Annotated in this window: 12 protein-coding genes; 6 read left to right on the forward strand and 6 right to left on the reverse strand. The window is 46.1% G+C overall.

The window, feature by feature from the left end:
* Positions 1-14 precede the first annotated feature (14 nt).
* From DTQ70_RS06640 to DTQ70_RS06655, 4 genes are all read left to right on the forward strand, one after another.
* A complete protein-coding gene (locus tag DTQ70_RS06640; protein WP_122930083.1) occupies positions 15-4,256 on the forward strand; it encodes a hypothetical protein in 4,242 nt (1,413 codons plus the stop codon).
* 66 nt (positions 4,257-4,322) lie between these two features.
* A complete protein-coding gene (locus tag DTQ70_RS06645) occupies positions 4,323-6,440 on the forward strand; it encodes a hypothetical protein (protein WP_164489896.1) in 2,118 nt (705 codons plus the stop codon).
* A complete protein-coding gene (locus DTQ70_RS06650; protein WP_122930085.1) occupies positions 6,437-13,963 on the forward strand; it encodes a hypothetical protein in 7,527 nt (2,508 codons plus the stop codon). The genes DTQ70_RS06645 and DTQ70_RS06650 overlap by 4 nt, the downstream gene beginning before the upstream one ends.
* A gap of 111 nt (positions 13,964-14,074) precedes the next feature.
* Complete coding sequence (locus tag DTQ70_RS06655) at positions 14,075-15,403, forward strand: PKD domain-containing protein (RefSeq protein ID WP_122930086.1); 1,329 nt, start codon at positions 14,075-14,077, stop codon at positions 15,401-15,403.
* A 30-nt stretch (positions 15,404-15,433) separates the two neighbouring features.
* Here DTQ70_RS06655 and DTQ70_RS06660 read toward each other — a convergent pair whose 3' ends face one another.
* Positions 15,434-15,703 (reverse strand): BPTI/Kunitz domain-containing protein, encoded by a 270-nt coding sequence (locus tag DTQ70_RS06660; RefSeq protein WP_229600090.1) that lies wholly within the window; start codon positions 15,701-15,703, stop codon positions 15,434-15,436.
* Between the two features lie 70 nt (positions 15,704-15,773).
* Between DTQ70_RS06660 and DTQ70_RS06665 the strand changes: the two genes are divergently transcribed.
* Positions 15,774-16,826 (forward strand): sugar phosphate isomerase/epimerase, encoded by a 1,053-nt coding sequence (locus DTQ70_RS06665; RefSeq protein WP_122934299.1) that lies wholly within the window; start codon positions 15,774-15,776, stop codon positions 16,824-16,826.
* Positions 16,827-16,927: 101 nt separating this feature from the next.
* Here the strand turns inward: DTQ70_RS06665 and DTQ70_RS06670 are convergent, their stop codons facing one another.
* From DTQ70_RS06670 to DTQ70_RS06690, 5 genes are all read right to left on the reverse strand, one after another.
* A complete protein-coding gene (locus tag DTQ70_RS06670) occupies positions 16,928-17,353 on the reverse strand; it encodes a nuclear transport factor 2 family protein (protein ID WP_122930087.1) in 426 nt (141 codons plus the stop codon).
* An 81-nt stretch (positions 17,354-17,434) separates the two neighbouring features.
* Positions 17,435-18,070: a response regulator transcription factor gene (locus tag DTQ70_RS06675; protein WP_122930088.1), complete on the reverse strand. Its 636-nt coding sequence runs from the start codon at positions 18,068-18,070 to the stop codon at positions 17,435-17,437.
* Between the two features lie 188 nt (positions 18,071-18,258).
* Positions 18,259-19,056, reverse strand: a complete 798-nt coding sequence (locus DTQ70_RS06680) for a sensor histidine kinase (protein ID WP_164489897.1) — start codon at positions 19,054-19,056, stop codon at positions 18,259-18,261.
* Positions 19,007-19,771 (reverse strand): 7TM-DISM domain-containing protein, encoded by a 765-nt coding sequence (locus DTQ70_RS06685; RefSeq protein WP_122930090.1) that lies wholly within the window; start codon positions 19,769-19,771, stop codon positions 19,007-19,009. Before DTQ70_RS06685 ends, DTQ70_RS06680 begins: the two co-directional genes overlap by 50 nt.
* 157 nt (positions 19,772-19,928) lie before the next feature.
* Positions 19,929-20,441 carry a c-type cytochrome gene (locus tag DTQ70_RS06690; RefSeq protein WP_122930091.1) on the reverse strand — a complete coding sequence of 171 codons (513 nt, stop codon included), beginning with the start codon at positions 20,439-20,441 and terminating at the stop codon, positions 19,929-19,931.
* Positions 20,442-20,594: 153 nt separating this feature from the next.
* Here DTQ70_RS06690 and DTQ70_RS06695 point away from each other — a divergent pair, with 153 nt between their 5' ends.
* A complete protein-coding gene (locus tag DTQ70_RS06695; protein ID WP_122930092.1) occupies positions 20,595-21,677 on the forward strand; it encodes a dipeptidase in 1,083 nt (360 codons plus the stop codon).
* Positions 21,678-21,746: the final 69 nt, after the last annotated feature.

Raw genomic sequence — 21,746 nt, forward strand, 5'->3', positions numbered from 1 at the left:
AATCTCTTGAAGTTATGTTTGCTCGAAATAAAATACAGATACTCTTCTTTAGTTGGCTGACACTGGCTTCGTTGGCAACCTACGCAGGCAACGACCCCACTACGACCAGTGGCAGTGAAAGTCAGCGCAAAACCATGCTGGCGTTGGAAGCAGCCCTCAATAAAAGCCTCAGCGCGCCTAATGCCGTGGAAATTGCTAACGCCCTTTCGCCTACTCAAATTCCAACGGCCGATTTAACCCAAGAAGCAAAAGAAGCCAAAGCATTGTTTGAAGCGCTGGAGCGGCAGAATAAAGTGTTAGCTCAGCTAAAAAACAATCCGTTGCAGTCGTTGCCAGTAGCCATTCCGTTGGATGGGACGGGCCAGGGATATTTAGCCCTGAAAAAAGCAGTTTTTTACCCTACTCACGTCGAATTGGAAGTGTATGCCCGCCTGTATTTGGGGGAGGAAGAGCTTTATTTCGGCAATAAAAAAGTGAATTACGTGCCTGGCTCGGGTTTTGCGGGCAATGCCTCTTTGGCCTTGCTGGGCACGCAAGAATTTTCAAATGCGCAATACAAACTAAGCCTGACAGGAGGCAACGCCGCCAATTTGCCCAACGCCAACGCATCCCAACTGAAAATCAATTGTGGAGCTTTTGAAGCGTTGGTGTTGAAGGGGAAATTTGAATTAAACAAAGAGAGTTTTCTCAAACTGGACACCAAAGGCTATCCGATGGCGGAGGGGACGGTGGTTTCTTCTGCAATAGACGTACAAGTTACAAACCTAAGTGCGCTCACGGTCAAACTCAAAGACCCCTTGGCCTTTACTTTGAAAAAGTCAGTGACGACGATGGGGTTTCTTTTAAGCGAAGCATTCTTTGATTTTTCAGAAAAAAACACCCCTACCGCCATTTCAGCACAGGTGGGAGGGTTTTTTGGTAGTTCAACGGCCCTTATTAACCAATGGACGGGATTATATACAGTCAATTCAAGGGTGTATCTGCCTCAGTTTTTTATTCCTGCTACGCCTTCCAATCCTACCCCAGAGCGCCCCAGCTTTTCATCGTCTGTTTTTTTGATGGATGCCTCTGGAATTTATATGAAAGTGGTAGGGAGCAACGTCGCGAACTTTAAACAACTCGGTGGCTCGCCCATGAGTATTGATCAAATAAGTTTTGAAATCAAAAAAAGCAACTACACTTCGTTTGCACTTAGCGGAAAAATTGGGGTTCCCATTGCTAAAAATCCCTTCAAAAAGAACAGCCCAACGTACGATTTGGCGACGGCCAGCCCAGAGGAATACATCACTTACACAGGAAGTATTGATGACAAGTCACAAAACTTTGCGTTGAAGGTTAAAAAACAAGACAATCTCTATTTTGTTGGGGCTAAATCGGCCCTAAGGGAGGATTCAAAAGTGGAATTTGTAGAAGATTCACCCACGTATGTCAACAACAGAAGGGCTACCACGGGCGGAGCTACGGATACAGAAGGGACAGGTAGCGATGAGTTGGAGGAAATAAAAGACACATCAGGACTCAGGACGGGAAGCCACCGCTTACAAGCACGTCTGGTGACACCCAAGTTGAACTTTCGCTACGTTATCGGATTAGATGTGCAGGGAAAGCAGGTTTCGCACGATACAGCATCCCTCAAAAATGTACTTTCGCTGGGTGTGATTTTGGTCGAAGATTTGGTGGTGGGGTATTCTTTTTTGGCGAAAAGACCCATTTTTAAGTTTACCCGCATGGGCTACGAGCGTTTGGGAAATGCCCCTGTATTCGGCAAAATTGGTTTGAAAAGATTAATGGCTTACTACAGCGATGCCGATAAACAGTGTACCGTTAATTTTACTTTCTACGCCAACCACAATCCTGTTTCCAAACAAGTTGTTTATGATGCGATTCCCGATACTACTTCAGGTTTAAATATCACGGCAGGCGTAGATATTGTTTTCGATTGGGAGGTCAGTGACAGACAGACAAGTGAAGTTGATTTTAAAGCAAACTTTAAAAGTATCAGCCTGAGTATTCTCCAATTAAAAACGGGTGACGACATGGGCTTTACCCTCGATGGCACTTTAGCTTATGACCACAACGATGAAGAATTTGGCACAGTTTGCCGAGGGAATATCACCGCAGAGTTTAAAATTAAGGGACTGAAAAAATTGGCGACGGGAAAACAAGTAGCCCCAGCCATGCCAGCAGAAGACCGAGAGTCGCCGCGCATGACAGTTAACTGGGTTGGTGGGCGAATTGAAAAACCTGCTGACGGAGGGAAAGCCTTTTCATTTACGTATTTTGATTTTCTTCTTTCGTTTGGAGAAGGTGGAGCTGTGATTGGCCCCAACTCAGTCGTCAATGGTTTTGGGGCAGGTTTTGCCGCTAACATGACCCAAACCAATGAAGTTGGCTCACGCTATTCGTTGACGGGGAAAAAGTATATTCCTCGCCGTGCAACAGGTGGAGGGCTTATTGCGGTCACTTTTGCATCGTTGGAAAAAACCCAGCGTGGATTTATTGGGGTGTACGTGGAAGGAGCCAAAGCCTCAGACAGGGAAAGTGCGGGAGGCTTTCGTAAACTCAGCATTTTTGGTACGTGGGAGTTTGCGCGCGATAAAGTGACTTTAGAGCCAATTGATGCCAAAGGAGCACTTACTGCGGCTAAGATCCCTAATTCAACAACAAGTTCACCCACCACTGCTCCAAATCCTACTGTCCAAAAAAACCTAACTTCTGCCCAAATTAACAATGCAGTCAAAATGTTGGACGTGCCGTTGGATGATAAATTTGCCATCTTCAAATTTGACCTCACCTTCGACTGCACTACCGACGATTTTATCATGGAGGGAAATGTGTACGGCTTTATGCACGCCCCCCTCAAAACAGATACCACAGGTAAAAGCACCGATGGAAATCGCTCCTACGTAAGAGGTGCTGCCGATAGCCAAGGTGCAGGTTTTTTGGGGATGGTTAGTTTTAAATTGATAGCAAAAAATCTTATTGGGGAAAATAAAGAAAACAAAGAAAATAAGAAAAATGGGCTTGATAAAAAGAATGAGCCAAATCCCGTCAATGGTTATCTCTGGATTGGTCGCCCTGACCAGCCTCTGGCCATCGAAATCAACATTAACCTTGGCAAAGAAGAATCACCTACCTATCTCAAAATCGGGGCGACATTCTATGTAGTGGGAGGAAACGTCCCGTTGCCAAGCAACAAAGTCGTTTATACACCAATCGTCGAGAATGCCAAAAGCCAAATCAATAATGAATTGATAGCCAGGGGGCAACGTCCAATATATTTTGATTTGCCCACTTCGGTTACGATGGATGGTACCTCCTATTTTAGTTTGGGGCTTTCTTTGGGAGGTTCAGTTTATCTTTCTACCCCCACAAAAGCCGTATCAGTTTATGCCAATCTGACACTCGGACTTGGCTTTATGGTTGCCTATGATAAAAACTTTTTGTCCTGCAACGAATCCCATTGGTTGGGTTCAGGGGTATTCCACGGTTCGGGCGATTTGGGTATCGTGCTTAATATTAAGAAGACCCAAACGAAATTTGAGATACTGAAAGGGGCAATTACGGCGGGAGGTGTATTTGATTTTAAAGGTAGCTACGGTGCCATGACGTTTGAGTACAGCTTATTGGGAGGTATTGTAGAAGGAAAAGCCTTTATGAAATTTGGTGATTCCCCTTGTTTAGCAGGAAACGAAACGTATGACCTTAATTCTCGCGTCAATCTGGTGCAGGGAACATCCCCTTCCGCTGAAATTATCAGAAGTGGAGAAACCTCAACGGCCAGCGCACATTACACCGAATTGATGATTCAACGGCACGAAATGATTATTCTGAAAATGGATCCTGCCGTACCTGTTTATGAATGGTGTAATCTTCGGGTGAATGGGCAAGTTATTGAAAACGTTTTCATTGCCGCCAATTACTACTCTTACGGTTCAGGTTTAAAACGGTTTGTTCATCAACAACCGAACAATCAAATTCGATTTGTTTCAAATAATGCTGACTATGACATGGATAGCCGAAAACTGTATAAAAAGTGGACAGCACTCCACAATCCCAACGTTGACTTGACATTGGTGGCCGAATTGGTGATTACCGAGGGGAACCAAGCACCAGATACTGCATGGATACCGATTGAAGGCACTGACTTTAAACAAACCTTTACTTTCAGAACGCGAACCTGGAACTCCTTTAATGATTGGGAAGCCACCAAGATAAAGGGTAGCGACCGCTGGCATTATATCAGAAATCCGTAAACGTGGATGAGGAGCGCAAGGCCTGAAAAAAGTGAACGAATGAACCCTTGAAACAAAACAGATAAAATGAATAATTCTTTCCTAAGACGAATTTTATTTATCGCACTGGCCGCTATTCTAGGGGTGGTTGAGGTGAGCAATGGGCAAAGTAAACCCGCACCTGCTGCCAAACCGAAAAAATACAACATGTCTAATGAAAAAATGGAGGCCAAGCCTTCGGTGGGTATAGTGGTAAAAGCCATTCAAAACCGTATTTGCTTGCGCTGGATTCCTGTAATGCAGAGCTATTGGGAGTTTGGCCATCGAGATGGATACATTGTAGAACGTATTAATGTAAAGACCAAACAGCGAGTTGTCATCAGCAACCGAGTAATGCCCAAACGACCCGCCGATTGGCAGTCATTTTTGGACAAAAAAGACCGAAACTACAGTTTGCTTTATGCTGCCCTCTATGAAGAACCTGAATTTTCGAATGACCCAATCACCCAAATAAACGAACGCCGCCAGTTGTTCCACTTTGCTCTTTTCTGTGCCGATATGGACTTTCAAGCAGCCTGCATGGCTGGTTTAGGGCTGATTGATTCTACGGCCGTATCAGGCGAGCGTTATCAATACGTTGTCAGTCACAAATCAGCGGCACGCTACAAGTTGTTGCCAGGGATTTCGATGGAAGTTGGTTTGGGGGATGCCAATGTCTTACCCGATATTTCAAATTTCAGCGGTAAAGTGGGCGGAAAAGTAGTGACGTTGCTTACTCCAACCGCATCCCTTCGACAGTCGTACAATCAGTATCAAATTGAGCGTTCGGACGATTCAATCCACTACCAATCTATTACTGAATTGCCTATTATCGTTACGAACAAACTGGATACGTTGGCCATTGCTGATACGTTGGTCAGGGAAGATACTTTTTATTACTATCGTATTCGAGGGATAACGGTATTTCAGGAAAAAGGCCCTTATTCTTCACCTCTTCGAGTAAAAGCGAAAACTTCATTGCCAAGTCCTGAAATTTACGCAGTCAAGGAGACGACCGATAAGGCGATGTTGGAAGTACAATGGCTCTACAAAGATAGTTTGAATCAATACATAGACCATTACCAAATTGTGGGTTCATTAGAGCCAAATGGTTCATTTATTTCCCTCAAAGATTCCATTCCCGCTGACCAGCACCTCGCTTTCATCAAGGCTATGGTGCCAACATCTGGATTTACTTTTTTTATCAAGCTCCGGACGTTTACAAAGAAAGGGGCTGTGCTCGAAACCCTTTCCATGCCCGTGGTGCTGGCCGACGATGATGCACCCGCGCAGCCTCAAAGACTCACAGGAAGTATCAAAGTCGAGGGTGAACAAGCGATTGTGACCGTTTCGTGGATGGCCAATCCCGACGCCGATTTATTTGGATACTATCTCAACCGAAGGGATCGTGACAATGGACAATTTCATCGGGTAAACAATTCATTCATTACTCAAACAACGCTCACGGACACCATCTACCTGCGACAAATGCAAAAGTATGTTTACTACACGGTGAAGGCCATTGATATGTTGTTTAAAGAATCAATTGACTCAAAGGTGCTTATCTTGAAAGTGCCCGACATCAATCCCCCCACTTCACCCCTTATTGACAGTTTTGCGGTAGAAGATAAAAAAATCTTCCTACGTTGGACGCGCAGCTATTCCGACGACGTTCAAAAACACATTTTGTACCGAAAAAAACTGCCCACGACGGCTTGGGAAGAAGTAATGACCCTGACCGATACCCTTCGGAATACTTATGTTGATTCAAACGTGGTGGAAAAGAGCCTGTATGCTTACACATTGATTGCATTTGACAACGACCAAAACCAGTCCGAACCCGCCAGCCCAGTGGTTCTTGAAACTCCCTACTTTACCCAAAACGTTGATTTTCTTCATTTTACCTCAGTATTGGATACTACCGAATATCGGGTCAAACTATCGTGGGAATGTAAGCAAACGGATAAAATTGACAATTTCTTGATTTATCGTTCCTCACAGGGAAAAGAACTGGCTTTTGTCAAAAAAATGGATAAAAACAACCGTGAATGGCGTGATTTGATTGAGGTTGAGCCCAATACGGTGTATAAATACGTCATTCGGGCTAAAATGCAGGAAGGGTACTTGTCGGGTTGGAAAGAAACTGAAATTGAGCTGAAACCATGAAAAAATACGTACTCCTTTTTTGGGTAATGCTGTCGGTAATAGCCCATACGTTCGCTCAGAATTTCTCCTGTACGGCAGGGAGCCCCGTAAGGGTTCAATTTACAGGTTGTGCCAGTACACCCACTTGGGCTGATAATGGTGCATCAGCCGCGACATTGCGCACCATTTCGTCCGCAGGAACATATACGGTCAATTGTGGAGGGACGCTCTACTCGTTTCGTATTACCAACGTCAATGCCTGTCCCTCATTCGCTTGTGATTTAAGTCTCAATGCTTCCGTCAACCCCGTCACGGCTGGGCAAAGTTCGGTGTTGACCTACTCGGGATGTGATGGTGGTACTGTGACTTGGGATCGTGGCTTGGGCACGGGTGATAACAAAACGGTTTCTCCAACGGCCACTACTACCTACAACGCAACCTGTACTCCTACCAATGGAATAATTTGTACAAGAGCTGTAACGGTCAACTTTGTGGATTGTGCGGTAACTGCCAATGCAAACCCTTCCACCATTGTCGCTGGGCAAAGTTCAACATTGTCATTTACAGGTTGTTCGGGCGGTTCTGTTGATTGGGTGACCGATAAAGATGAAGGTGTAGGGTCGGGAAATAATGTGGTGGTCAGACCGACGGTTACGACCAACTACGTTGCGGTATGTAGTAAAGGGGGTGGCTATTGCTTGGGTACTGTGACAGTAAATGTAACAAATTGTGATATTACGGCCTCCGCCTCATCCACTAACATCAACGCAGGTCAAAGCTCGACTTTGAGTTATACAGGCTGCGTGGGTGGAAGCGTGAGTTGGAGCAATGGTCTGGGGACGGGCAACAACAAAACCGTCACCCCTGCCTCATCGACCCGATACACAGCGACGTGTACCCCATCGGGCGGGGGTAGTTCATGCACATCATCAGTGACAGTGAGTGTAACAGCCTGTTCTGTGTTGGCTTTTGCTCAAAATACCAACCTCAATGCAGGGCAATCGACGATACTGGCGTACGAAAACTGTACCAATGGAAATGTGAGTTGGAGCAACGGTTTGGGAACGGGTAACAACAAAACCGTCACTCCCGCCACGACGACGACCTACACAGCGACGTGTACTCCAACTGGTGGGGGTAGTTCATGCACGTCATCAGTGACAGTGAGTGTAACAGCCTGTTCTGTGTTGGCTTTTGCTCAAAATACCAACATCAATGCAGGGCAATCGACGATATTAGCGTACGAAAACTGTACCAATGGAAATGTGAGTTGGGACAACGGTTTAGGAACGGGCAACAACAAAATGGTTACTCCTTCAATAACAACGACTTACACGGCGACGTGTATCCCAACAGGCGGAGGTAGTCCTTGTACATCATCGGTAACGGTAAATGTAACAAATTGTACTATAACAGCCTCGGCTTCCCCCAACAACATCAACGCAGGCCAAAACTCGACTTTGAGCTACACGGGTTGCGCGAGCGGAAGCGTGAGTTGGGATAATGGTTTGGGAACGGGCAATAATAAAACGGTTACTCCTTCAACAACGACGACCTACACAGCTACTTGTACTCCCACAGGCGGAGGCAGTCCTTGTACATCTTCAGTAACGGTAAACGTAACAAATTGTACTATTACAGCCTCGGCTTCCCCCAACAACATCAACGCAGGCCAGAGCTCGACTTTGAGTTATACAGGTTGCGCAAGCGGAAGCGTGAGTTGGGATAATGGTTTGGGAACGGGCAATAATAAAACGGTTACTCCTTCAACAACAACGACTTACACGGCGACGTGTACTCCAACTGGCGGAGGCAGTCCTTGTACATCGTCAGTAACGGTAAACGTAACAAATTGTGATATTACGGCCTCCGCCTCATCCACCAACATCAACGCAGGCCAGAGCTCAACCTTGAGCTACACGGGTTGCGCAAGCGGAAGCGTGAGTTGGAGCAATGGTGCAGGAACTGGAAATAATGTGACCGTAAGTCCAGCAACGACGACAACCTATACCGCTACTTGTACCCCAACTGGCGGCGGTAGTCCTTGTACATCGTCAGTAACGGTGAATGTAACTAGTTGTACTATTACAGCCTCGGCTTCCCCCAACAACATCAACGCAGGCCAAAGCTCGACCTTGAATTACACGGGATGCGCAAGCGGAAGCGTGATTTGGGACAACGGTTTAGGAACGGGCAACAACAAAACAGTTACTCCTTCAATAACAACGACTTACACGGCGACGTGTACCCCAACTGGCGGCGGTAGCCCTTGTACATCTTCAGTAACGGTAAACGTAACAAATTGCACTATAACAGCCTCGGCTTCCCCCAACAACATTAACGCAGGCCAAAACTCGACCTTGAGCTACACGGGTTGCGCGAGTGGAAATGTGAGTTGGGATAATGGTGCAGGAACTGGAAATAATGTGACCGTAAGTCCAGCAACGACGACAACCTATACCGCTACTTGTACCCCAACTGGCGGAGGTAGCCCTTGTACATCTTCAGTAACGGTAAACGTAACAAATTGCACTATAACAGCCTCGGCTTCTCCCAACAACATCAACGCAGGCCAGAGCTCGACCTTGAGCTACACGGGTTGCGAGAGCGGAAGCGTGATTTGGGACAACGGTTTAGGAACGGGCAACAACAAAATGGTTACTCCTTCAATAACAACGACTTACACGGCGACGTGTACTCCAACTGGTGGTGGCAGCCCTTGTACATCGTCAGTAACGGTAAACGTAACAAATTGCACTATAACAGCCTCGGCTTCCCCCAACAACGTTAACGCAGGCCAAAGCTCGACCTTGAGCTACACGGGTTGCGCGAGCGGAAGCGTGAGTTGGGACAACGGCGCAGGAACGGGCAATAACAAAACGGTTACTCCTTCAACAACAACGACTTACACGGCGACGTGTACCCCAACAGGCGGAGGCAGTCCTTGTACATCATCAGTAACGGTAAACGTAACAAATTGCACTATAACAGCCTCGGCTTCCCCCAACAACATCAACGCAGGACAAAGCTCGACTTTGAGTTATACGGGTTGCACAAGCGGAAGTGTGAGCTGGGACAATGGCGCGGGCAGAGGAAATACTATTGTTGTTACTCCTTCAACAACGACGACTTACACAGCGACTTGTACCCCAACTGGCGGCGGCAGTCCTTGTACATCTTCGGTAACGGTGAATGTAACTAGTTGTACAGTCACAGCCTCGGCTTCTCCAAACAACATCAACGCAGGCCAAAGCTCGACTTTGAGCTACACGGGTTGCGCGAGCGGAAGCGTGAGTTGGGACAACGGCGCAGGAACGGGCAACAACAAAACGGTTACTCCTTCAACAACAACGACTTACACGGCGACGTGTACCCCAACAGGTGGTGGCAGCCCTTGTACATCTTCAGTAACGGTAAACGTAACAAATTGTACTATAACAGCCTCGGCTTCCCCCAACAACATCAACGCAGGCCAGAGCTCGACCTTGAGTTATACAGGTTGCGCGAGCGGAAGCGTGAGTTGGGACAACGGCGCAGGAACGGGCAACAACAAAACGGTTACTCCTTCAACAACAACGACTTACACGGCGACGTGTACCCCAACAGGTGGTGGCAGCCCTTGTACATCTTCAGTAACGGTAAACGTAACAAGTTGCACTATTACAGCCTCGGCTTCCCCCAACAACATCAACGCAGGCCAGAGCTCGACCTTGAATTACACGGGATGCGCGAGCGGAAGCGTGAGTTGGGATAATGGTGCAGGAACTGGAAATAATGTGACCGTAAGTCCAGCAACGACGATAACCTATACCGCTACTTGTACCCCTTTAGGCGGAGGTAGCCCTTGTACATCGTCAGTAACGGTAAACGTAACAAATTGTACTATTACAGCCTCGGCTTCCCCCAACAACATCAACGCAGGCCAAAGCTCGACCTTGAATTACACGGGTTGCGCAAGCGGAAGCGTGAGTTGGGATAATGGTTTGGGAACGGGCAATAACAAAACGGTTACTCCTTCAACAACAACGACTTACACGGCGACGTGTGTCCCAACAGGCGGTGGCAGCCCTTGTACATCGTCAGTAACGGTAAACGTAACAAATTGTACTATTACAGCCTCGGCTTCCCCCAACAACATCAACGCAGGCCAAAGCTCGACCTTGAATTACACGGGTTGCGCAAGCGGAAGCGTGAGTTGGGATAATGGTTTGGGAACGGGCAATAATAAAACGGTTACTCCTTCAACAACAACGACTTACACGGCGACGTGTACCCCAACAGGTGGTGGCAGCCCTTGTACATCTTCGGTAACGGTGAATGTAACTAGTTGCACTATTACAGCCTCGGCTTCCCCCAACAACATCAACGCAGGCCAGAGCTCGACCTTGAATTACACGGGATGCGCGAGCGGAAGCGTGAGTTGGGATAATGGTGCAGGAACTGGAAATAATGTGACCGTAAGTCCAGCAACGACGATAACCTATACCGCTACTTGTACCCCTTTAGGCGGAGGTAGCCCTTGTACATCGTCAGTAACGGTAAACGTAACAAATTGTACTATTACAGCCTCGGCTTCCCCCAACAACGTTAACGCAGGCCAAAGCTCGACCTTGAGCTACACGGGTTGCGCGAGCGGAAGCGTGAGTTGGGATAATGGTTTGGGAACGGGCAATAACAAAACGGTTACCCCTTCAACAACAACGACTTACACGGCGACGTGTACCCCAACAGGCGGAGGTAGTCCTTGTACATCGTCAGTAACGGTAAACGTAACAAATTGTACAATCACTGCCTCGGCTTCCCCCAACAACATCAACGCAGGCCAGAGCTCGACCTTGAGCTACACGGGTTGCGCGAGCGGAAGCGTGAGTTGGGATAATGGTTTGGGAACGGGCAATAATAAAACGGTTACTCCTTCAACAACAATGACTTACACGGCCACGTGTACTCCAACTGGCGGGGGGAACACCTGCACTGCATCCGTCACTGTCAGTGTAACACCTTGTTCAATCTCGGCTTTTTCGTCTTCGCCTGGGATTAATGTGGGGCAAAGTGCTATCCTCTCTTACACAGGTTGTAGTAATGGAAGTGTCAATTGGAATAATGGTGGTGGAAGCGGAAATACCCGTACTGTGACGCCTGTATTCACCACTACATACACGGCAACTTGTACCCCTTTTGGCGGTGGAAATGCTTGTAGTGCTGAGGTAACTGTGTCAGTCAGCCCTGCGCCAATTTTTATTACTTCAACTTCTTCTAAAGCTCCTTCGTGTACCGACGGTAAAAACGGTAGCATTTTCATTGGTTTAAGTCGAAGAACCGTCACGGGAGAAACAAACATTCGCCTAACCCTCCTTAAAAATAACTCACTGGTGGGGACTTTCCTGGGACAAGCGGCTGCCTTTGTAACTCCCGAAAATTTGGATGCAGGTATGTATCAAATAGTGATTGAAACGCTGATTGGTTCGGTAGTGTCTGCACGAGCCGAGGGCAGCATTACCTTGCTTAATCCCTTGCCAGTGGTTTTTTCGTTGTCCAAAACTGACATTAAATGTTTTGGAGGTATGGATGGAACGCTTCAAATTGAAGCGAGTGGCGGGACAGGAGGTTTTTTCTACCAAATTAATGAGGGAAACTCAAGTGCGTTTAACGGAGGTACGAAACATAATCTCACAAATGTCGGCTTAGGAACGTACCGTATTCGGGTCAGCGACAGCTTTAATTGTACTGCTCTGCCCCAAAATATTTCCATCAATCAGCCAAGTGAGAAAGTGGAATTGACCAAGATTTCGCAGAAAGATCCGCGTGGGTTTGAAACTAAGGATGGTCAGGGTGTGGTCAGGGTCAAAGGGGGAACGCCTAGTTATGTATTTGAATGGGTCGATGAGAAAGGAGTAAGCTATGGTTCAGGTGAAACAACCTTGCCCGAGAATGCCAACAAGACGCTGCGAGGGGGGACGTATTTTGTCCGAGCCTATGATGCTAATTATGCGACGGCTACCCAAAAAGCGGGCTGTTTTAGCGAAGTGGCTTTTGCGCTGGTAGAGCCGCCCATCATTGAAGCCCGCATTGATTTAACGAATGAGGTTTCGTGTTTTGGTAAAAAAGATGGAGTGCTGTTGGTTACGCCCAAGGGCGGTGTACCTTCAGCGGCTGGAGGGTACAAGATGCAGTTGTGGAGCCAAACCAATGCTTCATCGGTGTTTTTGCCCAACAAAAATTCATTTGAAAAGTTGCCAGCGGGTCAATATACCTTGACAGTTACGGATGCCAATGAGGTGTCCCGAACCTTTAATTATACCCTAACAGAACCGTCAAAAGTGGTTACTCGGGTGGTTGCAACGACTCAGCCGACGTGTTTTGGTGATAAAACGGGAAGTGTTGAAATAAGTGCCAGCGGAGGGAGAGGAGGATATTTAGCTACTTGGAATACAAACAGCAAGGCAATGAATATCAGTGGATTGTCGGCTGGAAGATACACTGCTGTAGTTACTGACGCAGGCGGATGCCAGTCGGACATCGTTGCGGTTGAAATCAAAGCACCTCCCAAGTTGGACATCGCATTTAGAATAACCCAACCTACCTGCTCTTATTCTTGCAATGGCTCGGTAACGGCGAGTGTTACGGGAGGAATTGGCGCCTATCAAATGTCGTGGGAAGGGCGTAACGACAAAGATACGAGGCTTGAAAACCTGTGTGGAAACGAACTTTTGTTGTTCAAAGTAACTGATGCCAACCAGTGTGTAGCAACCAAAACGGCCGTTTTACTTCGTCCTGCGGGCATTGTCTCCAAAGTTGAAAGTGAAAAGAAGTTGTGTCAAGGACAAAGCATTCGATTGGATGCTACCAACGAACAAGCTGACAGCTATTTGTGGAAACTTCCCGATGGCACGACTTCCACTCAGCCAATTCTTGAAACAAAACTGGCAGGAATGTATTCACTATCGCTATTTGACAAAGCTAAATGTGAGTTTAAATCAACCGTAAATGTTGCTCAAGTGGCGACAAACGGAAAGATTCGGTTTGCGTCGGCTTCCGTAGCACCGCGCAATGAGTCAGTAGTTGTGCTGAACCTTTCTGATCCTGCCCCAACCCAAGTGGATTGGTTGTTGCCCAAAGAAGCTTTGGTAAAAATTAAAACCAACGAACGGGTGGAGTTTAGTATCGGTACCCTCGGAAATTATACAGTGGGCGTTAAAGCTTCTTTTGCCGCGTGTGAAATGTACCAATCAAAGCCGCTTTCTATCGTAGATTTTTATCCTAAAACGGTTGCAGTCCACAACGACGATGTCGTTTTGAAAGTAAGTCCCAATCCGAGTTTTGACGATTTGGAGGTCAATTTACGTTTTGACCAACCGACTTCTTTTAAGCTTCGATTGTTTGAAGCAGGGAATCCCGACCGAGTTGTTTTTGAAATGGAGGAAAAAGACAAGGCTGATTTTATTACCAAAATCAGCGCCCCTTTGCTGAACTCGGGGCAATACATTCTAACGGTTGATACCCCAACGGGAAGAGTCTCCCAAAAAGTAACAGTACTCAAATAAACCACAAGACAAGGTCAGACAATAGTCAGACCGTTTAACATAGGGACAAGGTCAGACGACAGTCAGACCGTTTAAACAGACGATACTCAGATCTTTTAAATTGCCTGATCCATGTTTAGAGCTTTACTTTATACCGCAACTTTATTTTTTATTCTGGCTGCACTGGTAGGTTGCGTCAAAGAAGTGGCACTTCCAGTGACGGCTGATTTCGACTATCAGTCACCCAATAACTCGTTTACAATACCTGCCACCGTCACTTTTAATAATACCTCAACAGGAGGTGAAACTTTCCTGTGGACTTTCCAAGGGGGCGAGCCAAGTACTTCTACAAAAAAAACACCAGGAGAAGTCATTTATAAAACAGCGGGTACGTTCAATGTCCGTTTGGAAGTTAGTAATTTTGATGGTAGTCAGCGTGTTATTGAAAAAAAAGTCACCATCGACGCCAATTTAAAAGCCGATTTTGGTTACGCTGTAGAGGGAAATACGTACGCTCCTGCCACTGTCAAATTTTCAAATACTTCAGCAGGATTTGAGAAAATTGAGTGGACATTTGAAGGAGGAACGCCTGCCACTTCGATTCAAAAAGACCCTGTTGTCACTTTTGAAACAGGAGGAACTCACAAGGTACGACTGACGGTTTCAAACTCTCGTCTCACCGCTTTTCGAGATACCGTTATTGTATTAGAACCTGAACTGACTCCCACGTTTACTATCGACATCCCCAAGCAATACGAGGAATTGGAGGCACCCGTAACGTTACAATTAAAAAATACATCGGTGGGTAATACCACCAATCGTTGGGAAATAGAAGGTGCTGAGGTAAGTCAGTCGCAGGAAAAAGAGCCCTCAGTTCGTTTTTCCAAAGCTGGAACGTACAGCATTTCGTTGGAAGTAAGTAATGGGAAAAAGACAAAAAAAATCAGCCAGTCGATTACCATAAAACCTAGCAAAGGGTACGCGTACATCAAGGATGTAGAGCTGGGGATTTATGACAGTAGGGGAGAACGGGGTATTTTTTATTCCACGACCCTAAGAAAAGCCTTCAAGGAATCGGAAGACGTGACCCTTGCCGAGGCTGCTACCATTGATTTGCTCTTTTTTGGGCTTAATGGATCTTTTAGCTTTAATCGTTTTCTTTCACCTCATGCGGCTGCTTCGGCGGGAGTAAATCCGATTACAGGCGTGGGTAAAACCACCGTAATCAATCCACTAAACGTAGAAAATGTTCTTGATTTTGAAAATTTGGGAGAGGCTCAACTTAAAGCATTGCAGATAATTCGGGATGAGAACGAACCTGATGAATTTTTCGATGAAAAAAGCCCTAAAATCGTGTTGTTCGAAAATGCACAGAAGAAAAAAGGAGTATTGCTTATCAAAGAATTTATTAAGGATGGCGCCAATTCTCGCATTCGTTTTGACATAAAAATATTGAAATAAAGCCCTAAATGGGTTTTTTAATCCCTTTTGTCATTTCCGACACTCACAGTCTCGGCAGGCTTCCAACGTCTCAAACGGGACAACGCCACCGCACCCTCCCCACGTAAATTCTTTGCATTTCTTTTCTTTTTTGTCGTAATAAAATCGCTTAAACGCCGCAAAACATACACCCGTCTCAGGCTCTAAAGCGCAATTGGGGGGAATAGGGCAAGAGCCTTCACAACTTAGTTGGAATTTAAGCGCTATGTTTGTGGTAGCTATCAGTAATAAAACCCGTTTTTCTGCTTTAAAAAGTACCAAAAAGCTTGCAGGAATTTGTTTAATTGCGGGCTGTAACGTAAAACATTTTGTCTTTTACTCGTTCAAACCAATGAAAACCATCAAAGGACCTGCCATATTTTTGGCGCAATTTATGGGCGACGAAGCCCCGTTCAACTCGTTGGATACCATCGCAGCATACATGGCCGATTTGGGCTACAAAGGAATTCAAATTCCGACTTGGGATTCGCGTTGTATCGACCTCAAAACTGCTGCTGAGTCAAAAACGTACTGCGACGAGTACAAAGGAAAATTGGCCGACATCGGCGTGGAAATCACCGAATTGTCTTCGCACTTGCAAGGTCAATTGGTAGCGGTTCACCCTGCCTATGACCCTATGTTCGACGGTTTTGCTTCTCCAGAAGTGCGCAATAACCCTGCGGCTCGTACGGAGTGGGCTATTCAACAATTAAAATGGGCGGCAAAAGCCTCACAAAACCTCGGATTGACCTCGCACGTGACGTTTTCGGGGGCGTTGTTGTGGCCTTTCTTGTATCCGTGGCCGCAGCGTCCAGCAGGTTTGGTAGAAACAGGCTTTAAAGAATTAGGAAAACGTTGGAAGCCCATTTTGGATGCTTTCGACGAAGCAGGCGTAAACGTAGGTTACGAACTTCACCCAGGTGAAGACCTTCACGACGGAATTACGTTTGAGATGTTCTTGGAAGCGGTTGGTAACCACCCACGGGCGGGTATCAATTACGACCCAAGCCACTTTGTATTGCAACAGCTTGACTATTTACAATTTATTGATTTTTACCACGAGCGTATTTTTGCTTACCACGTTAAAGACGCTGAGTTTAACCCAACAGGTAAGCAAGGCGTTTACAGTGGCTTCCAAGGCTGGGCCGACCGCGCGGGCCGTTTCCGTTCGTTGGGAGATGGTCAAGTAGATTTTAGCGGAATTTTCTCTAAATTATCGCAGTACAACTACGATGGTTGGGCAGTGTTAGAGTGGGAATGCTGCATCAAATCGCCGATTCAAGGAGCTGCTGAAGGAGCACCGTTTATCGCGGACCACATCATCCAAGTGACCGAAAAAGCATTTGATGATTTTGCAGGAACGGGCGCTGACGAAGCCTTTAACCGTAAAGTATTAGGTTTGTAAATAACCTGCCTTCCCGAAAGTTCAAAACTTTCGGGAAGGTAATTTTTAACCTTTCGGGAAGTTAACTCAATTGAAATCCCAAGAGGTTCTCAAACCTTCTTCTATTTTTTTTCGGTCGCTACGGCCGTATGGTGAGAAGCGGCAAACATCCACCTGCCGTTTTGTTTTTGGAGGGTATAAGTAAAAGCCACGAGATAACCTCCAAAGCTGTGAATGCCACTGGCGACAATCAAATTGCCTTCTTTAAAAAATTTGAGATTAGACACGTCGCTGGTGAGACTCTTGCGCCCTTCGTTATTTTTTACCACAGATTCTCGGTTTGAAAAAAGCCCTTTAGAATCCGTAAACCTAAAATCAGCGGGCGTTCGACTGTCAAAAAAACGGTGAGGATCAGCGTTGTATTCGGAGATAAATAATTGAAGTACTTTTTCGGGGTCGTCCGTATTGTCTTTTTGGGCAAAACTGACCGAGCAAACACTCAACAATAGCAACGAGTAAAGGGCGATTTTGAAGGATAAAGTTTTCATTGGAGCATTAAAGTTTAGTAAATGACTGAGGCAAAGTTCAGTGATTAACCTAAACAGTTCTCTCCCCAATTTGGGTAGTTTTTAAACCAACTTTTGCTCAATGGCTTTCACCACTGCTTCGGGTGCTGAGTTGACGTGTAGCTTTTCATAAATGTGCTTGATGTGGTAATGCACGGTATGGACGCTTAAATTACACGAATGGGCTATCATCTTATAACTCATGCCTTTGACCATGCAAGCCAACACCTCACGCTCCCTACCTGTCAGTTCGACATACGTGGGTTGTGACTGCACAAATTGGCTTTGAAACATCTGCATTACTTTGAGTGCAATGGCGGGCGACATGTGAGCGCCACCTTGATACACATCTTGTATGGCCTGAAGTACATCATCGGGGTCAGGGCTTTTGAGGACATAGCCCGAGGCACCGCCGCAAACCGCCGAAAAAATACGGTGGTCATCTTCAAAAATGGTGTGAATCAGTACTTTGGTGTCAGGATAAGCAGCTTTTATTCGACTCAATGCTTCGATGCCCGACAGTCCAGGCATCTGAATATCCATCAGCACGACGTCGGGGCGGTGTTTGCGGATTTTGGCTATGACTTCGTTGGCATCTTCGTACGCACCAGCCAAATGGATTCCTTCGGTGTTATTAAAATAGAGTGTCAGGCTTTGCCTAAGCACTTTATTATCTTCAAAAATAACGATACTAATCATTGAGAGCGATTGAAAATGATGGTTGCCATAAAGCTAAGGAAAACCAAATGAATGTGTTCTCCCCAATTTGGGTAGCATTCCTTTTAAAACACATAGTAAACATAGACATTTAGCTTTGTGTGCTATGTGAAAATTCTAGGTGGTCTATGTGTTTACATTTACCTAGTCACATACAAAGTTTCTATTATTTAAATTGACAACATGACCTCAACTCCAGCCCCATTTTTCGACGAAACGTTCACCTCAAATCCCCCTTCCTTGGCCCGTTTCTGAAAATTTTTCAGCCCGTTTCCATCGGTGATTGTGGCACAATCAAAGCCTTTGCCATCGTCCGAGATACGAATGCGGAACTCCATGTTTTGTTGGTAAATCCGTACTTGCGCGTGAGTTGCTTCGCTGTGTTTGGCGATGTTGTGCAGGGCTTCCTTATAGACCAGATACAGGTTGCGCCGCTGTTCCATCGAAAAAGCAGGTAGTTGATTGACAGGTACTTCGTTCTCAAACGCAAAAACAATGTCATGGGGCATAAGCAGTTTAAAACCCACGGCTTTCATTTTTTCGATGAGCTTTTCGGGCGCATCGTTATCGGGGTTCAAGGCCCAGATGGTGTCCCTGATGGTGTGAATGGCTTCTTCTGAATCGTCTTTCATTTGTCCCAACACGGCTTTGAGTTCAGGCTGTTGGCTGTCCATTTTCTTTTGAACAACTTTGGCCGAGGTGGCAATGCCCGTGAGGGTAGCGCCTACTTCGTCGTGGAGGTCGCGGGCGATTTCGTCACGGATTTGCAGGAGTTTCTGTTGCTGATGCAAGTTTTCCTGTAACTGGGCAATGAGTTGTTTTTGTGTTTGTGCTTTTTCTTTGCGGTGTCTATTGGCACGCTCAGCAAGAATGAAGCCGAGCATGATGATTTCAATCAAAGTACCAGGAACAAAGAAATTATTGTAGGGAAGATAAGGCAGCCACGGAATATTGTAGAGTGCAAACATGCTGATAATCATGATTGACGTATTTATTGATGGGGAAAAAACTGTAATAATCAACGTAGAAGAAAAGAATACTCAGCATCAGCAAGGCGTACCAGCCAATCAGAGCGTCTCGCAGGCGAATGGCAAAAATAAAGGCATAGATAAAGACAAGCACATAAATACCCATTGAAAAACTTTGCCAGACGGTATTGAATCGCTGGTAGGAGAGTGCTTGGTCCAAATTACCAATGTGAATAAAATCGCCGTGGGCATTTTCCGTTACGACTGAAAGATAAACAGTTGAAGGCTTATGACCGATTGGAAAAACGGGGGGCTTGATTTGAATTTGCTGGTACAGGGCAGGAAGTGATTCACCCGATTGATAGGCTCGCTTTTGCCCGTTTTCGTCTATAATAATAACTTCCATCCGACGAAAACCTCGGTAGCTATGAATGAGGTAGAGGTCTTCTTTTGTCTTATTTTTTACCTCAAACCGTAACCAGATTTTATCGTAGAAATAACCAAATTGAACAATTTCCTGTTGGTTTAATCGCTGGAAAAAATCCAACGGAAAGTGTGCTATTTCTTCGTAAGGGAGTTGTTTAGTTTTGTCCTTAAATACATAGGTGTATGGTGCAATCGGGTTAGCTTTTTGGGCATTGGTAATGGTGAGCACCTGCTGCCCCCAAAGTGGCGTCCACACCCCGAAAAATAGGAAGAAAAGCAGAAGGCGCATATTGAGCAGATTTGTGCTAGAAGAGAAACTTCTTCAAATGGCCAAAGTTATGGACTTCTTTATCCGTTTACTATCCCCAATTGTGGTAGTCTAAAAAACAAACCTCCCGAAAGTTTTAAACTTTCGGGAGGTTGATAACTATTTTATTGCCAATTGATTAGTTTCTTGGAGGGCCGCCAGGACGAGCACCGTTGGGGCGGCCTGGGTGGGCTTCGCCACGGTGGCAAGTAGAGCAACCGATGCGAGGTTTACGGTCTTTGGTTGCGTAGGAAGGCAAAGCAGCAATGACTTCATCGTTGATTTTGCCCACCATCGCCACCATATCAGTAGCAATTTTGTGGTCATTTTTCTCATCAGAAGCCCAGTCGTTTAGGTTGTGGCAGTGGCTGCAACTAACACCTAACGTTTTGCTCCAACGGTTTTCCATAATGCCTAAAACGGCTTCTGCGGGTTGGCCTTTAAAAATCTTAATGTTTTTGAACACTTGTTCTGCGGGTAGTTTTTCTTTACCAGCAATGGCCTCCTTGATGGCTTTCACGTGCTTAGCGCGATCGGCAGCAAGACTGTCTTCGCGCGGATCAGCAGAAGGGGCCGTGGTGCGAGAGGGAGTTAAAGCCAATAAAGAAGCGATGGCAGTTACTCCAAAAAGGGATAAAATCCATTTTTTCATGGGAAGGAAGAGGTTTAAATAGGAACTTTGATTACGGTAACAAACATAGATAAAAAGTAAAAGTTTCCAAGAATCTACGCTAAAATAAGTTAGGAAAACGTGGGGATTTGATAGATTTGAGGCTGTTTTGAACAAGTACCTAACAAATTAACCATGCTTATCATTGACGCACACCTCGACATGGCCATGAATGCCGTCGAATGGAACCGTGACTATACGTGTTCGGTTCAGGAACTTCGTGAACGTGAAATTGAAAAAAACTTGACCGATAAACGCGACCGCGGCAAAGGGACGGTTTCGTTGCCCGAACTTCGAAAAGGGAAAATAGGCTTGGTAGTGGCAACGCAACTGGCCAGAGTAACCGAGCGCGGCAGTGCCTTTGACGGCTGGTATTCTCCCGCCCAAGCCTGGGCCATGACCCAAGCCCAACTCGCGTGGTACCAAGCCATGACAGATTTGGGTGAAATGGTGCAAATTACGGATTACGAAGGACTCACAAAGCACATTTCGTTGTGGGAAAATACCTCCATCGCCGACGAAACCAAACCTGTTGGTTTTATTTTATCCTTAGAAGGGGCGGACTCGTTGGTAAACCTTTCTTACCTTGAAAAAGCCTACGGCTACGGATTGCGCGCCCTTGGGCCTGCTTGGTACGGGCCAGGTCGGTATGCGTCGGGCACGGCTACGACCGACGGTTTGACGGCTGCTGGAAAAGATTTATTACGAGAAATGGACGCGCTCGGAATGATTTTGGATGCCACGCACCTTACCGATAAAGGTTTTGACGAAGCGTTGTCTATTTATAAAGGTACGATTTGGGCGAGCCACCACAACTGCCGTACGTTGGTGCCTCACCAGCGCCAACTTTCTGACGAGCAAATTTTACGTTTAGTGGAAAGAGGTGCCGTAATTGGTGGGGCGTTGGATGCTTGGATGATGGCACCAGGGTTTTTGCAACGGCAATCAGACCCCAAAGAATTTGGCGTAACGATGGATAAACTTGTGGATCATTGGGACCACATTTGCCAACTGACGGGCAACAGCCTCCACGTAGCATTTGGGACGGATTTGGACGGAATGTTTGGCCGCGAGCAGTCGCCTTACGACTTAGACACCATCTCCGACCTGCAAAAGTACCAAGACTTACTGCGCCAACGCGGTTACGCCGAAAGCGATATTGAGAATATATTTCATAAGAATTGGTTAAGATTATTGGAAAAGACGTGGCGAAAGTGATTCGTCAATGTTTTTTGAGGCTATAAATTGCGAATGGTGAGGCTAAATAAATGTATTTAGCCTTTACCT

The sequence above is a fragment of the Runella sp. SP2 genome (assembly GCF_003711225.1).
Classification (GTDB): domain Bacteria; phylum Bacteroidota; class Bacteroidia; order Cytophagales; family Spirosomataceae; genus Runella.